General features: G+C 59.7%; 16 protein-coding genes and 1 other RNA gene. 7 read left to right on the top strand and 10 right to left on the bottom strand.

The window, feature by feature from the left end; genetic code table 11:
* Nucleotides 1-8 precede the first annotated feature (8 nt).
* The gene (locus Q8X48_RS20275; RefSeq protein ID WP_095964285.1) at nucleotides 9-566 is read right to left on the bottom strand and encodes a YecA/YgfB family protein; all 558 of its coding nucleotides are present in this window, start codon (nucleotides 564-566) and stop codon (nucleotides 9-11) included.
* Between the two features lie 194 nt (nucleotides 567-760).
* Between Q8X48_RS20275 and Q8X48_RS20280 the strand changes: the two genes are divergently transcribed.
* The 4 genes from Q8X48_RS20280 to Q8X48_RS20295 all read left to right on the top strand — a co-directional run bounded on the left by Q8X48_RS20280 (nucleotide 761) and on the right by Q8X48_RS20295 (nucleotide 2185).
* Nucleotides 761-970, top strand: a complete 210-nt coding sequence (locus Q8X48_RS20280; RefSeq protein WP_007982902.1) for a TIGR02449 family protein — start codon at nucleotides 761-763, stop codon at nucleotides 968-970.
* Nucleotides 967-1284 (top strand): cell division protein ZapA, encoded by a 318-nt coding sequence (locus tag Q8X48_RS20285; RefSeq protein WP_007978902.1) that lies wholly within the window; start codon nucleotides 967-969, stop codon nucleotides 1282-1284. Before Q8X48_RS20280 ends, Q8X48_RS20285 begins: the two co-directional genes overlap by 4 nt.
* Nucleotides 1285-1314: 30 nt before the next feature.
* Nucleotides 1315-1493: non-coding RNA, 6S RNA (gene ssrS / locus Q8X48_RS20290), on the top strand.
* Between the two features lie 86 nt (nucleotides 1494-1579).
* A complete protein-coding gene (locus tag Q8X48_RS20295; protein WP_007978899.1) occupies nucleotides 1580-2185 on the top strand; it encodes a 5-formyltetrahydrofolate cyclo-ligase in 606 nt (201 codons plus the stop codon).
* Between the two features lie 35 nt (nucleotides 2186-2220).
* Here the strand turns inward: Q8X48_RS20295 and Q8X48_RS20300 are convergent, their stop codons facing one another.
* A complete protein-coding gene (locus Q8X48_RS20300; protein WP_015097305.1) occupies nucleotides 2221-2376 on the bottom strand; it encodes a hypothetical protein in 156 nt (51 codons plus the stop codon).
* A gap of 195 nt (nucleotides 2377-2571) precedes the next feature.
* Between Q8X48_RS20300 and Q8X48_RS20305 the strand changes: the two genes are divergently transcribed.
* A complete protein-coding gene (locus Q8X48_RS20305; protein ID WP_126048219.1) occupies nucleotides 2572-3024 on the top strand; it encodes an EVE domain-containing protein in 453 nt (150 codons plus the stop codon).
* 141 nt (nucleotides 3025-3165) lie between these two features.
* Here the strand turns inward: Q8X48_RS20305 and Q8X48_RS20310 are convergent, their stop codons facing one another.
* Nucleotides 3166-3573: a flagellar basal body-associated protein FliL gene (locus Q8X48_RS20310; protein WP_095964287.1), complete on the bottom strand. Its 408-nt coding sequence runs from the start codon at nucleotides 3571-3573 to the stop codon at nucleotides 3166-3168.
* A gap of 150 nt (nucleotides 3574-3723) precedes the next feature.
* Between Q8X48_RS20310 and Q8X48_RS20315 the strand changes: the two genes are divergently transcribed.
* A complete protein-coding gene (locus Q8X48_RS20315) occupies nucleotides 3724-4701 on the top strand; it encodes an NADPH:quinone oxidoreductase family protein (protein WP_007978892.1) in 978 nt (325 codons plus the stop codon).
* Nucleotides 4702-4742: 41 nt separating this feature from the next.
* On the opposite strand, the gene Q8X48_RS20320 is transcribed toward Q8X48_RS20315, so the two are convergent.
* On the bottom strand, nucleotides 4743-5360 hold the full coding sequence (locus Q8X48_RS20320) for an energy transducer TonB (RefSeq protein WP_407800064.1): 618 nt from the start codon (nucleotides 5358-5360) through the stop codon (nucleotides 4743-4745).
* Nucleotides 5361-5687: 327 nt separating this feature from the next.
* Here Q8X48_RS20320 and glpT point away from each other — a divergent pair, with 327 nt between their 5' ends.
* Nucleotides 5688-7037, top strand: coding sequence for a glycerol-3-phosphate transporter (gene glpT, locus Q8X48_RS20325; RefSeq protein WP_407800065.1), 1350 nt, complete (start codon nucleotides 5688-5690; stop codon nucleotides 7035-7037).
* Here the strand turns inward: glpT and Q8X48_RS20330 are convergent.
* From Q8X48_RS20330 to Q8X48_RS20355, 6 genes are all read right to left on the bottom strand, one after another.
* Entirely contained in the window at nucleotides 7013-7681 is a 669-nt protein-coding gene (locus tag Q8X48_RS20330; protein WP_007978886.1) for a gamma-glutamylcyclotransferase, read from the bottom strand. The genes glpT and Q8X48_RS20330 overlap by 25 nt on opposite strands.
* A gap of 306 nt (nucleotides 7682-7987) precedes the next feature.
* Nucleotides 7988-8956: a CDP-6-deoxy-delta-3,4-glucoseen reductase gene (locus Q8X48_RS20335; protein ID WP_218473179.1), complete on the bottom strand. Its 969-nt coding sequence runs from the start codon at nucleotides 8954-8956 to the stop codon at nucleotides 7988-7990.
* The gene (gene ubiD / locus Q8X48_RS20340) at nucleotides 8956-10422 is read right to left on the bottom strand and encodes a 4-hydroxy-3-polyprenylbenzoate decarboxylase (protein ID WP_407800066.1); all 1467 of its coding nucleotides are present in this window, start codon (nucleotides 10420-10422) and stop codon (nucleotides 8956-8958) included. The genes Q8X48_RS20335 and ubiD overlap by 1 nt, the downstream gene beginning before the upstream one ends.
* A gap of 140 nt (nucleotides 10423-10562) precedes the next feature.
* Nucleotides 10563-11822, bottom strand: a complete 1260-nt coding sequence (rho, locus tag Q8X48_RS20345; protein ID WP_003206716.1) for a transcription termination factor Rho — start codon at nucleotides 11820-11822, stop codon at nucleotides 10563-10565.
* Nucleotides 11823-12069: 247 nt separating this feature from the next.
* On the bottom strand, nucleotides 12070-12399 hold the full coding sequence (trxA, locus tag Q8X48_RS20350) for a thioredoxin TrxA (RefSeq protein ID WP_003206727.1): 330 nt from the start codon (nucleotides 12397-12399) through the stop codon (nucleotides 12070-12072).
* A gap of 121 nt (nucleotides 12400-12520) precedes the next feature.
* A complete protein-coding gene (locus Q8X48_RS20355) occupies nucleotides 12521-13228 on the bottom strand; it encodes a FadR/GntR family transcriptional regulator (RefSeq protein ID WP_102673512.1) in 708 nt (235 codons plus the stop codon).
* Between the last annotated feature and the right edge of the window lie 228 nt (nucleotides 13229-13456).

Genomic DNA, 13456 nt, shown 5'->3' on the forward strand with positions numbered 1-13456 from the left:
GCAAACGATTAGTGCAGCGACGGTTTGGCGGCGGCCGGCACGTCTTTCTTGGTCTCGGAGAACAGCAGCAGCGGCGCGACGCGCAGGTACTCCATGACTTCCATATAGTCGTTTTCGCCGTCGTCGGACTCTTCCAGCGCATCTTGCACCTGGGAGATGGCCGCCAGATCCTGAAGCACTTCGGTGGCCTCGGTGCTCAGGGCGCTGCTGTCACGGCAGTTCAAGCCGAAACCGCTGAGGAAACCCTGGCACCATTGGCCCAGTGCGGCGGCACGTTCGGTGAGCGGGGCGTCGTCGGTCGGCAACAGCAGAACGACGGTCACGTCATCGCCGGTGAGCTCGCCTTTTACCATCTCTTGCAAGCCGATCAGGGCGTTGCGAACGTTGTCCTGCGGCTCGCTTTCGAGCAATTCGGCGGCATCGATCAGCCAGCCTTCGGCATCGAAACCGGCGCCGGCACAACTGCGGCCGAGCAGCAGGCCGTGCAGTTCAGCAGGCGAGACGTTGTGGCCGCTGGAAGTCAGCAGGGTGGCGAAGCCTTGGTACGGGGAATTCTGAATGGTCATGGGCAGCTAGGCGCCAGACGGCGCTATGTCTAGAATGAAGGCCTTGTATCCTACATCGACTAACCCTGTAGGAGCGAGCTTGCTCGCGATGAACCCGAGAACGCCGCGGGTTGTCAGGGACCCGGCGTTATCGTTGGCGCCCATCGCGAGCAAGCTCGCTCCTACAGTCCAACACCCATCAGACAGTGAAGACAATGGAAGACACCGACCTGCAAGCGCTGATGGCCAGACTCGAATTGCTGATTACCCGAGTCGAGCAACTTAAGAGTCAAAATGGACTCTTACTAGCTCAGGAAAAGACCTGGCGCGAGGAACGCGCGCATCTCATTGAAAAAAACGAAATCGCCCGGCGTAAGGTCGAGTCGATGATTTCGCGCCTCAAGGCCCTGGAGCAAGACTCATGAGTTCAAGCAATAGCGTCACCGTGCAGATTCTCGACAAAGAGTATTCGATCATCTGCCCTCAGGAAGAGCGCAGCAACCTGGTCAGCGCCGCCCGTTATCTGGACGGCAAGATGCGCGAGATCCGCAGCAGCGGCAAAGTCATCGGCGCCGACCGTATCGCCGTGATGGCTGCGCTGAACATCACCCACGACCTGCTGCACAAGGAAGATCGCCCGGACGTTCAAGTCAGCGGCTCGACCCGTGAGCAAGTTCGCGACCTGCTCGATCGCGTCGATCTGGTCCTCGCGACCGATCCGGACGTCACCAAAGGCTGATTCGCGTCGCCGCTTGCGGTATACTGCCCTCACTCCCTGGGGTGTTTGCCAGTTGGCGATGTCCCTGAGCCGATTTGCTATACCCTGGAGGTTGCACGTTGGGCTGGTGTGCATGTCCGCTAGACGGAAAGCCTTAAAGCCTACTGCATCTTCCACCTTGAACTTTCGGGTTCAAGGGCTAAGTCGACAGCGACACATTCGGGGAGCCTGATTCCAGTCCAATGCCGGTTTAAATACCGGCATTGGCGTTTTTGCGGGTACGCTTTACGTATCCGTCTTGCCGAAGTCCGAATCCATGACCGAACCTGCGCTGCTTCCCCGCCCGCAACTTCGACGCATGCTGCGCAAGGCCCGTCGCGCACTGACACCCAGTCAGCAGCGCCAGGCCGCTCGCGGGCTGTACAAGCAATTGGCCCAGCAACCGCTGTTCCGCCGCGCCAGACACATCTCGCTTTATCTGCCGACCGACGGTGAAATCGATCCGCGCCTGTTGCTGCGTGCCGCACAGCGCCGGGGCAAGGCCACGTATCTGCCGGTGCTGAGTGCCTGGCCACGCACCAAAATGGTGTTCCAGCGCATCCGGCCAGGGGAAAAACTCAAACCCAACCGCTTCCGCATTCTCGAACCTCGGGCCAACCTCGCCCGGCAACGCAGAATCTGGGCGCTGGACCTGGTGTTGTTGCCATTGGTGGGGTTTGACGATGTTGGCGGACGCCTGGGGATGGGCGGCGGCTTCTACGATCGGAGCCTGGCCTATCTGGCGCGTCGCAATGACTGGCGCAAGCCGACGCTGTTGGGGCTGGCCCATGAGTGTCAGAAGGTGGAGCGATTGGCTCAGGCGAGCTGGGATGTGCCGCTTCAGGGAACGGTGACAGACAAGGCCTGGTATTACGCAGGCTAGGCGCCACTTCGATCAGCGACGCCGGGACAACAGGATCAGCGCTTGAAGGCGGTCGACTGTTGCTGCAATTGGGCGAGCCCGACCGGTGCATCGGTCTTGCTGGCCCACAGGCTTTGGGCATAGCCGGTGGTCACGACGCCAAGGCCAAATAAAATGACCAAAATCCATAGTAAATCCGGTTTGCGTTTCATCGATTGCCCCCCAAAGGCAGATCTACACGATGACAGCAGCGGTTTCCGTTTGTAGGCCGTGCAGCAGCGTCAAGCTTTAAAGGCCGGCATTTTGCGACAACGTGAACCGCTGCGCAAATGCTGACGTCAACCGACTGTCGGTTTGTCATAAAATTGCCGAAAAGCTGCTCAATCACCACGCAAGGAGCAAAAGACATGGCCTATTGGCTGATGAAATCCGAGCCCGACGAACTCTCGATCAAAGGGCTGGAAAAGCTCGGCAAAGCGCGCTGGGACGGGGTTCGCAACTATCAGGCACGCAACTTCCTGCGGGCCATGGCGGTGGGGGATGAGTTCTTTTTCTATCATTCCAGCTGCCCGGAGCCGGGCATCGCCGGTATCGGCAAGATTGTCGAAGCCGCGTATCCGGACCCGACGGCGTTGGAGCCAGAGAGCCATTATTTCGACCCGAAGGCCACCCCGGACAAAAACGCCTGGAGCGCGATCGATGTCGCCCATATCGAGACGTTTGCCCGGGTGCTGAAGCTTGATTACCTGAAGCAGCAGACGGCGCTGGCTGAATTGCCGCTGGTGCAGAAAGGTTCGCGGCTGTCGGTGATGCCAGTGACGCCGGAGCAGTGGGCGGCGGTGATGTCGCTCAAGCCGTAAGGTTCTCGGTGCCCATCCAAATGCCATCGCGGGCAAGCCCGCTCCCACAAGGATTAGCGGTGAACACAAATTTTGTGAGCACCAGAAACCACTGTGGGAGCGGGCTTGCCCGCGATAGGGCCGGCCCAGGCAACAGAGTTTTTATTGGATTATGAGGTTGTTGAACAAAAGATCCTCAACCACCGGCTTGCCGGTCTCGTCGCTCATCACCTGCTGGGTCTGTTTCAGGGCTTCCTGACGCAGCTTTTCCTTGGCTTCGACATTGTTCATGGTCTCGGTGGTCTGCTGGGCGAACAGCGCGACCAATTGGTTGCGGATCAAGGGTTCATTGGCCTTCACCGCCTTGGCAGCCTCGTCACCGGTCACCCGCAATGCCACATCGGCCTTGTAGACTTTCAGTTTCGGCGTGCCGTCCAGGCCGTAGTTGCCCACGAACGGCGGGCTCAGGGTGATGTAGCTGACCTTCGGAGCGGTATCTTCTTTGGCTTCTTCGGCCACCGCTGCCACAGGCAGGGACAGGGCCAGCAACAACATGATCCACGCTTTCACAATTCACTCCTTATCCGGTTTGCGGCCTAGCATAACGACCCGCCATGCAAGCACAAGCTTATGGCTGACTATCAGGGCCGGGCATGCTCGTTGACCCTTCGACCCACACACCTACACTTATCGGCCATCACTCCCAAAGGAATAGCCCTGATGAAAGCCGTGCTGTGCAAAGCCTTCGGCCCTGCCGAATCGCTGGTGCTGGAAGACGTCGCCAGTCCTGTCGCGAAGAAGAATGAAATCCTGCTGGACGTGCACGCCGCCGGGGTCAATTTCCCCGACACGCTGATCATCGAGGGCAAGTACCAGTTCAAGCCGCCCTTCCCGTTTTCTCCGGGTGGCGAAGCGGCCGGCGTGGTCCGCGAAGTCGGCGAGAAGGTCAGCCACCTGAAAGTCGGTGACCGGGTCATGGCCCTGACCGGCTGGGGCAGCTTTGCCGAACAGGTCGCCGTGCCGGGCTACAACGTGTTGCCCATTCCGCCATCCATGGATTTCAACACCGCCGCCGCCTTCAGCATGACCTACGGTACCTCGATGCACGCCCTCAAGCAGCGCGGCAACCTGCAACCGGGCGAAACCCTGCTGGTGCTGGGTGCCTCCGGCGGTGTCGGACTGGCGGCGGTGGAAATCGGCAAAGCCATGGGCGCCCGGGTGATTGCCGCGGCCAGCAGCGCGGAAAAACTCGCCGTGGCCAAGGCCGCCGGCGCCGATGAACTGATCAACTACAGCGAAACCAGCCTCAAGGACGAAATCAAGCGCCTGACCGATGGCCAGGGCGCCGACGTGATCTACGACCCGGTGGGCGGCGACCTGTTCGACCAGGCCATCCGCGCCATCGCCTGGAACGGTCGCCTTTTGGTGGTCGGCTTCGCCAGCGGGCGAATCCCCGAATTGCCGGTCAACCTGGCGCTGCTCAAAGGCGCAGCAGTGCTCGGTGTGTTCTGGGGCTCATTCGCCCAACGCCAGCCGCAGGACAACGCGGCGAACTTCCAGCAGCTGTTTGGCTGGTTTGCCGAAGGCAAGCTGAAGCCGCTGGTGTCGCAGGTGTATCCACTGGGCAATGCGGCGCAGGCGATCAACGATCTTGGCCAGCGTAAAGCAGTCGGGAAAGTGGTGGTGCAGGTTCGCTGAATCCGGCAAAGGGCCCGGACCTCTGAGTCCAGGCTCTTTCCCTACAGTAACTGGCGGATGTCTTCCGGCAAAAACCTTACATACCTGGATCCCGGGCTGTTCGAGCATTGCCTGATAATGATCGGCACCTTCCTGTTCATATCGGCGATCAATGACAGACGCCGTTCGGTCGGCAGTGTTGCCGTGGAAAACGCGTTCGACAGATAAGCCCGGACGTAATGGAACGCGGCGGAATCGATCCACTCGTACTCCGGGGCACGCGCCAGCGCCGCATTGAGTTCGCGACATCTCAATGCCTTGAGCCGCTGGTTGAGATGCAACGGTAGATACACATCGAACCCGAATATCATCGGCGCAATGACTTCCTGCTCCTCAGGCTTGTCACCCTCAACGGTCCATGGCTTGAACCGCCACTGCGCTATGGCGACCCGGGCCGCCTCGGCGAAATCAGGGTGATCGCTTTGCAAAATGCTCACCTTGCTGACCGAGCCGTTGGCATGTGCCATGAACCTGACCCGGACATTACCGGTGACTCCGGCCCGGTGCAGCGCCGGTGGGTAAATCGGCTTGGGGTTGTTTTCCGGTATCAGGAACACCTCCCCTGCGCTGCTTTCAACAGACACAACAAACAACAGCACCACAAACAAAAACCACCGCATCCTCTTCTCTCTCGCACCTGAAACGCCACAACTGGCTGTACGGCCAAGGTTAGAGCTCAAGGGTGCTGCACTGAAGGTCACGGCTTCCGGTAACAGAGCAGGACATTTCCCAAAGAATTGCCCTACCCGGGACGGATCAGTCGCGTAAAGCATGGGTGGGTAACGCTTCCTACAACGCCCTTCACTTTCACCTGAGCGACATGTTCATAAAGGAATGCGCGATATCCAACATTTCCGCTGTTTTGCCGATGAGAACCGGTGCTATTTTCGGTAACGAAACTGTAACATTCGCAACCGCAGTCAAAACAAGAAATCTGGAGCTCTTGAATGTTTGCTTTCTTTCGTCCTGCCGCACATCAGGCTCCATTGCCTGAAGAAAAAATAGACAGCACCTACCGACGCCTGCGCTGGCAGATCTTCGCCGGCATCTTCATTGGCTATGCCGGTTACTACCTGCTGCGCAAGAACTTCTCCCTGGCGATGCCGTACCTGATCGACGAGGGTTACTCCCGCGGTCAGCTGGGGCTGGCGATGTCCGCCATCGCCATTGCCTACGGCCTGTCGAAGTTTCTCATGGGCCTGGTGTCCGACCGTTCCAACCCGCGTTTCTTCCTGCCATTCGGTCTGTTGGTGTCGGCTGGCGTGATGTTCATTTTCGGTTTCGCGCCCTGGGCGACTTCCAGCGTGACCATGATGTTCATTCTGCTGTTCATTAACGGCTGGGCGCAGGGCATGGGTTGGCCGCCGAGCGGCCGGACCATGGTGCACTGGTGGTCACAGAAGGAGCGTGGCGGCGTGGTGTCCGTGTGGAACGTGGCGCACAACGTCGGCGGCGGCCTGATCGGCCCGCTGTTCCTGATCGGCATGGGCCTGTTCAATGACTGGCATGCGGCGTTCTACGTGCCGGCAGCGGTGGCACTGGCGGTAGCGGTGTTTGCCTTTGTGACCATGCGCGACACCCCGCAATCGGTTGGCCTGCCGCCGATCGAGCGGTACAAGAACGACTACCCGGAAGGCTACGATGCCAGCCACGAAGAGGAATTCAGCGCCAAGGAAATCTTCGTCAAATACGTGCTGCGCAACAAAATGCTCTGGTACATCGCCCTGGCCAACGTCTTTGTCTATCTGCTGCGCTACGGCGTACTGGACTGGGCACCGACCTACCTCAAGGAAGCCAAGGGCTTCACCGTGGATAAAACCTCGTGGGCGTATTTCTTCTACGAGTGGGCAGGTATCCCGGGCACCCTGCTGTGCGGCTGGATGTCGGACAAGATCTTCCGTGGCAACCGCGGCCTGACCGGCATGGTGTTCATGGCGCTGGTGACGGTCGCGACGCTGGTTTACTGGCTCAACCCGGCCGGCAACCCGATGATCGACATGATTGCGCTGCTTTCCATCGGCTTCCTGATCTACGGCCCGGTCATGCTGATCGGCCTGCAGGCGCTGGAGCTGGCACCGAAGAAAGCGGCCGGTACGGCGGCGGGCTTCACCGGCCTGTTCGGTTACCTGGGCGGTTCGGTCGCGGCCAGTGCAGCGATGGGCTACACCGTGGACCATTTCGGTTGGGACGGCGGTTTCGTGCTACTGGTGGGCGCCTGCCTGCTGGCGATGGCCTTCCTGGCCCCGACGCTGCGTCACAAACAAGTCGCCAGTCAGGGCCGCGAAGCACTCGCTTGATCGGCCTTTGATTTACAGCGCTTGAGCCGCGCCTCCAGATTCCGGTCTGGCATGGCGTGGCTACGCAGGGCGTGCGCGGTCTGCTCGACATAATCGCGAGTGGTGCCGTAACGCCCGCAAGCGTTTTCGAACACATGGCTCAACACATGGTCCGGCAGGTTGCCGGCATAGCTGGGCAGATGTCGCTCCAGCACAAACCCCAAGGCCTGAACCTGGCTGCCATCTTCGAGTCGGCAATTAAGCCAGTGCGGGCGGTAGGAAGGAAATGGCATCTCGCGCTGCCAAAGTGCGTACAGCGACGCTTCGAGTTGCTCTTCGGGCAAGCGATAGGCGAAACCGCTGCAAGAGCCACCGCGATCCAGTCCGAACACCAGGCCGGGCATTTCCGGGGTGCCGCGATGTTCGTGGGACCACAGGTACAACCCGCGATGGTAGCCATGCACCCGGCCGCGAACCCGTTCAACCGCCGTGCATTCAGGCCGCCAGATCAGCGAGCCGTAGGCAAACAGCCACACCGGCCCACCCTTGTGACGGGCCATGGTCGACTGCATCGAGCTGAGCAATTGTTCGTGAGTGAGCTGCGGCCCCAGATCGAGCCGCGGAGGGTAAGCCAGATTCAAAAAAGCAGATTCGATGGCGCTCATGGCGAATAGCGTTCAGCTCCCCGCGGGTGAAGAATTACTTAATAGAACGCACGGCTGTAACAATAAGGCACATATGTTTTAAGGCAATTTGAATGCCATGGCACAGTTCTTAATTAATTGCCTGAATGAAATATAACCTACCGGAATTTATATAAGTTTATAAATACCGATAGGCTATATAGAGAGTTATAAACCTGTAGGAGCGAGCTTGCTCGCGATGGTCGTTAACGATTACGCGGGAGGTCAGGCTACTCGCGGTGTTCTTGAGTCCATCGCGAGCAAGCTCGCTCCTACAGGTGGGCAGGATCAGGAGCGCGGTGCGTAGGCAAACACATCGGCGCGCATCTGGTGCGCGTCCATCCCCGCTTCCACCAGCGCATCCAGGGTGCCGTAGACCATGGCCGGAGAGCCACTGGCGTACACGTGCAGCGGCTTGAGATCGGGAAAGTCTTCACAGACCGCTTCATGCAACATGCCGCAGCGCCCTTCCCAACCGCATTGATCGCTGACGACCTTGTGCAGGAACAGGTTGGGTAGTTTCAGCCATTCGTTCCAGTGCTCGACTTGATAAAAGTCTTCTGGACGACGCACGCCCCAATACAAATGCACCGGATGCTTGAAACCCGTGGCCCGGCAATGTTCGATCAGGCCGTGAACCTGGCCCATGCCGGTACCGGCGGCAATCAGCACGAGAGGACCGTCCGGCAACTCTTCCAGGTGGGTATCGCCAAACGGCAACTCGACCCGCACCATGCTGTTGCGCTGGAGTTGCTCGATCAGGCTCAGCGCACTGGATTCGCGCGCCAGTACGTGGATTTCCAGGTCGCGCCCCGCATGCGGTGCAGAGGCGAGGGAGAAGGCGGACTTTTCGCCGTTCTCGCGCTCGATCATCAGGTACTGCCCGGCGTGGTAGCGCGGCGGTTTGCCGGCCGGAGCCCGCAGACGCACGCGCCAGGTATCGCCGCCCACGTCCTTGCACTCAATGACCTGACACGACACGCTGCGCACCGGCAGTTCTCCCAAGGCGAGCACGCCATCCCACAGCACGATGCAGTCTTCCAGCGGCTCCGCTATGCAAGTGTAGAACTCGCCATGATCACGCACATTGCCGGCCTGCTCGACCCGACCTTCCACCAGCAGCGCCGCGCACACGTGGCAATTGCCGTTGCGGCAACTTTGCGGGCATTCGTAGCCCAGTCGTCGCGCGCCATCGAGAATCCGCTCGCCGGGCAATATCTCAAGCACTGCTCCGGAGGGCTGCAAGGTTACACGCATCAATCTATTCCTAACTGATTCCAGATGGCATCGATCCGCTGGGTCACCGCATCGTCCTTGACGATGACACGGCCCCACTCGCGGGTGGTTTCGCCCGGCCATTTATGCGTGGCATCAAGGCCCATTTTCGACCCCAGGCCGGACACCGGCGAGGCGAAGTCCAGGTAGTCGATCGGCGTGTTGTCGATCATCACCGTGTCGCGCTTGGGGTCCATGCGCGTGGTGATGGCCCAGATCACGTCGTTCCAGTCCCGGGCGTTGATATCGTCGTCGGTGACGATAACGAACTTGGTGTACATGAACTGTCGCAAAAACGACCAGACACCCAGCATTACCCGCTTGGCATGGCCCGGGTACGACTTTTTCATGGTCACGATGGCCATGCGGTACGAGCAACCTTCGGGTGGCAGGTAGAAATCGGTGATCTCCGGGAACTGCTTCTGCAGGATCGGCACGAACACTTCGTTCAGCGCGACGCCGAGGATCGCCGGCTCATCCGGCGGACGACCGGTGTAGGTGCTGTGGTAGATCGGCTTGATCCGGTGGGTGATGCGCTCGACGGTGAACACCGGGAAGCTGTCGACTTCGTTGTAGTAACCGGTGTGGTCGCCGTACGGGCCTTCATCGGCCATCTCGCCCGGATGGATCACGCCTTCAAGGATGATTTCGGCGGTGGCCGGCACTTGCAGGTCGTTGCCGCGGCATTTCACCAGCTCAGTGCGGTTACCGCGCAACAGGCCGGCGAAGGCGTATTCGGAAAGGCTGTCGGGCACCGGGGTCACGGCGCCGAGGATGGTCGCCGGGTCTGCGCCCAATGCAACGGCAACAGGAAAGGGTTGGCCCGGATGCTTTTCGCACCACTCGCGATAATCCAGCGCACCGCCACGGTGGCTCAGCCAGCGCATGATGACTTTATTGCGGCCAATCACCTGCTGACGGTAGATACCGAGGTTCTGTCGGTCCTTGTTCGGCCCCTTGGTGACGGTCAGGCCCCAGGTGATCAGCGGCGCGACGTCGCCTGGCCAGCAGTTCTGTACCGGCAACTTCGAGAGGTCAACATCGTCGCCTTCGATGACCACTTCCTGGCAGATCGCGTCTTTGACCACCTTGGGCGCCATCGAGATGATCTTGCGGAAGATCGGCAGCTTGGACCAGGCATCCTTCAGGCCTTTCGGCGGCTCGGGCTCCTTGAGGAACGCCAGCAGCTTGCCGATCTCGCGCAATTCGCTGACCGCTTCGGCGCCCATGCCCAGTGCTACGCGCTCAGGCGTACCGAACAGGTTGCCGAGCACCGGAATGTCAAAACCCGTGGGCTTTTCGAAAAGCAGGGCCGGGCCTTTAGCGCGCAAGGTGCGGTCGCAGACCTCGGTCATTTCCAGTACTGGGGACACCGGAACCTGAATGCGCTTGAGTTCGCCGCGCTGTTCCAGCCCGCTGATAAAGTCGCGCAAGTCGCGATACTGCATGCGTAAGCCTCGTGTTGGCCGTGGCGTTCGGGGCAGGCAGTTTAGCGCCGAACCCTTCGGTTCAGAACCACGAACTGCCACCTGATCAAAAATCGGATAGCAAAAAGCCGGGTTTCCCCGGCTTTTTGTGCCTGCTCGACTTACTTGCGTTTCATCGACAGGAAGAACTCATCGTTGGTCTTGGTCGTTTTCAGCTTGTCGACCAGGAACTCGATGGCAGCGACTTCATCCATCGGATGCAGCAGCTTGCGCAGGATCCACATGCGCTGCAGCTCGTCGTCGGCGGTCAGCAACTCTTCGCGGCGGGTGCCGGAACGGTTGATGTTGATGGCCGGGAATACGCGCTTTTCAGCGATGCGGCGATCCAGCGGCAGTTCCATGTTGCCGGTGCCTTTGAATTCCTCGTAGATCACTTCGTCCATCTTCGAGCCGGTTTCAACCAGCGCGGTGGCGATGATGGTCAGCGAGCCGCCTTCTTCGATGTTCCGCGCGGCGCCGAAGAAACGCTTCGGTTTCTCCAGGGCGTGGGCATCGACACCACCGGTCAGTACCTTGCCAGAGCTCGGGATCACGGTGTTGTAGGCACGGGCCAGACGGGTGATGGAGTCGAGCAGGATCACCACGTCCTTCTTGTGTTCGACCAGGCGCTTGGCCTTCTCGATCACCATTTCGGCAACCTGCACGTGGCGGGTTGGCGGCTCGTCGAACGTCGAGGCAACCACTTCGCCGCGCACGGTGCGCTGCATTTCGGTTACTTCTTCCGGACGCTCGTCGATCAGCAGCACGATCAGGTGAACTTCAGGGTTGTTACGCGCGATGTTCGCGGCAATGTTCTGCAGCATGATCGTCTTGCCCGCTTTCGGCGGAGCAACGATCAGACCGCGCTGGCCTTTACCGATCGGGGCGCACAGGTCGATGACACGACCGGTCAAATCTTCGGTGGAACCGTTACCGGCTTCCATCTTCATGCGTACGGTCGGGAACAGCGGGGTCAGGTTCTCGAAGAGAATCTTGTTCTTCGCGTTTTCCGGACGGTCGAAGTTGATCGTGTCGACCTTGAGCAGCGCGAAATAACGCTCGCCTTCCTTTGGAGGGCGGATCTTGCCAACGATGGTGTCACCGGTGCGCAAGTTGAAACGACGGATCTGGCTCGGCGAGACGTAGATATCGTCTGGACCGGCGAGATAGGAAGCGTCAGCGGAGCGCAGGAAGCCGAAGCCGTCCTGGAGAATCTCCAGCACGCCATCACCGGAGATTTCCTCACCGCTTTTCGCGTGCTTCTTGAGCAGGGAGAAAATCACGTCCTGCTTGCGCGAACGGGCCATATTTTCTATGCCCATCTGTTCGGCCAATTCGAGCAGTTCGGTAATCGGCTTTTGCTTGAGTTCAGTCAGATTCATATAGGAATGACGTAATCATTTATGGAGGGGGGAAATTAAGCTTTTGGCTTAATGAGGCCGCGCCGCAGAGAAGGCGACAGGATCGCGTACTTATTCGAAAAGGAGTGCGTCGGCGACGGCTAGCAGGGGGCAATGGAGAAACCAGTGCGGGGCCGAATGTACCACCTGAGTTTGGGAGCGTCTAGCCCTGAATACGCAAAAAGCCCCGCTATTTGCGAGGCTTTTTCAGGACACTTTGCAGCGACGCTTAGATGTTGGCGTCGAGGAAAGCAGCCAGTTGCGACTTCGACAGCGCGCCGACCTTGGTCGCTTCAACGTTGCCGTTCTTGAACAGCATCAGGGTCGGGATACCACGCACGCCATGCTTGGCCGGGGTTTCCTGGTTTTCGTCGATGTTCAGTTTGGCGACGGTCAGCTTGCCTTTGTAGGTCTCGGCAATTTCGTCCAGAACAGGAGCGATCATTTTGCAAGGGCCGCACCACTCAGCCCAGTAATCGACCAGTACAGCGCCTTCAGCCTTGAGTACGTCGGCCTCGAAGCTAGCGTCGCTAACGTGTTTGATAAGATCGCTGCTCATGGAATTCTCCAGGGTTGTAAGCAAAAAAACGTGGCCCATCATAGCTGCCCTTCCCTCGTTCAGGAAGCTGCAGATGATTGAGTCTCGCTATGGTGTTCCATGAGTTTGGGTATAGCCCGGGTCACACCGTAGCGGGAGCGATGAAGGCGATTCCGGTGCGCAACGCCGCGTTGCGCACATGTTCGTGCATGGCTTTTTGCGCGGCGCCAGAGGCACGGCGGGCCAGCGCGCGCAGGATCTTGCGATGCTCCTGCCAGGTTTCCATGGCCCGCTCGGCCCGGATGAACGGTAGTTTCTGGCTTTCCAGGAAGATATCGGCGCTGGCGGTGAGGATACTCAACATTGCCTGATTGCCGCTGGCCAGCAGGATGCGCCGGTGGAATTCGAAGTCCAGGCGCGCCGCCGCTTCGAAATCAGCGGCTTTGAGTTCATTGCGCATGGCGGCGACATTGTCTTCCAGTGCATCGAGTTCCTCGGTGCTCAAGGTCACGGCCGCCAGCCCCGCGGCAAACCCCTCCAGCGCGTAGCGCAACTGGAAGATATCCAGCGGCGAAGCCTGCGCCGCAAACGGCCAGCCCGGTGCGGCCTCGCCTCGCGGCAACTCCACCGGCGCCTGTACGAACACGCCTTTGCCCGGCTGGATGCTGATGACACCCAGCGCACTCAGGGACGACAACGCCTCGCGCAAAGAAGCCCGGCTTACGCCCAGCTGTACCGCCAGGTCCCGTTGCGAGGGCAAGGCATCCCCCGGCCCGAAGCCCTGTTCGGTAATCAGTTTACGGATGGCTTGCAGCGCCACTTCGGGTACGGCGCGGGAGATCGAGTTCATGGTTTTCCAGACGAACCAGGCCAATGTGCGCTCAGTTGTAAAGCTATTCGCGACGCCCGGCAAGTCGTGCCCCATGGGGGTTCGGCGATTTCCCCGGCTGCGCCATCGGGGTGCGAAACACAACCTGACTGTTCAGACCAGTAAGACCGTTCGGCACCAGCAAAACCGCGCTCTGGCGCCCCCATAACCCCATGTTGGCATGGCCCATGCTCTATCGATCGGCAGAAA

Source organism: Pseudomonas sp. QLc11A, from assembly GCF_052112305.1.
Lineage (GTDB): Bacteria > Pseudomonadota > Gammaproteobacteria > Pseudomonadales > Pseudomonadaceae > Aquipseudomonas > Aquipseudomonas laurylsulfatiphila.

Excerpts from the sequence above, each read along its gene's own strand:
- Q8X48_RS20275 (WP_095964285.1), bottom strand. The coding sequence starts at position 566 with ATGACCATTCAGAATTCCCCGTACCAAGGCTTCGCCACCCTGCTGACT.
- Q8X48_RS20280 (WP_007982902.1), top strand. The coding sequence starts at position 761 with ATGGAAGACACCGACCTGCAAGCGCTGATGGCCAGACTCGAATTGCTG.
- Q8X48_RS20285 (WP_007978902.1), top strand. The coding sequence starts at position 967 with ATGAGTTCAAGCAATAGCGTCACCGTGCAGATTCTCGACAAAGAGTAT.
- Q8X48_RS20295 (WP_007978899.1), top strand. The coding sequence starts at position 1,580 with ATGACCGAACCTGCGCTGCTTCCCCGCCCGCAACTTCGACGCATGCTG.
- Q8X48_RS20300 (WP_015097305.1), bottom strand. The coding sequence starts at position 2,376 with ATGAAACGCAAACCGGATTTACTATGGATTTTGGTCATTTTATTTGGC.
- Q8X48_RS20305 (WP_126048219.1), top strand. The coding sequence starts at position 2,572 with ATGGCCTATTGGCTGATGAAATCCGAGCCCGACGAACTCTCGATCAAA.
- Q8X48_RS20315 (WP_007978892.1), top strand. The coding sequence starts at position 3,724 with ATGAAAGCCGTGCTGTGCAAAGCCTTCGGCCCTGCCGAATCGCTGGTG.
- Q8X48_RS20320 (WP_407800064.1), bottom strand. The coding sequence starts at position 5,360 with ATGCGGTGGTTTTTGTTTGTGGTGCTGTTGTTTGTTGTGTCTGTTGAA.
- glpT (WP_407800065.1), top strand. The coding sequence starts at position 5,688 with ATGTTTGCTTTCTTTCGTCCTGCCGCACATCAGGCTCCATTGCCTGAA.
- Q8X48_RS20330 (WP_007978886.1), bottom strand. The coding sequence starts at position 7,681 with ATGAGCGCCATCGAATCTGCTTTTTTGAATCTGGCTTACCCTCCGCGG.
- Q8X48_RS20335 (WP_218473179.1), bottom strand. The coding sequence starts at position 8,956 with ATGCGTGTAACCTTGCAGCCCTCCGGAGCAGTGCTTGAGATATTGCCC.
- ubiD (WP_407800066.1), bottom strand. The coding sequence starts at position 10,422 with ATGCAGTATCGCGACTTGCGCGACTTTATCAGCGGGCTGGAACAGCGC.
- rho (WP_003206716.1), bottom strand. The coding sequence starts at position 11,822 with ATGAATCTGACTGAACTCAAGCAAAAGCCGATTACCGAACTGCTCGAA.
- trxA (WP_003206727.1), bottom strand. The coding sequence starts at position 12,399 with ATGAGCAGCGATCTTATCAAACACGTTAGCGACGCTAGCTTCGAGGCC.
- Q8X48_RS20355 (WP_102673512.1), bottom strand. The coding sequence starts at position 13,228 with ATGAACTCGATCTCCCGCGCCGTACCCGAAGTGGCGCTGCAAGCCATC.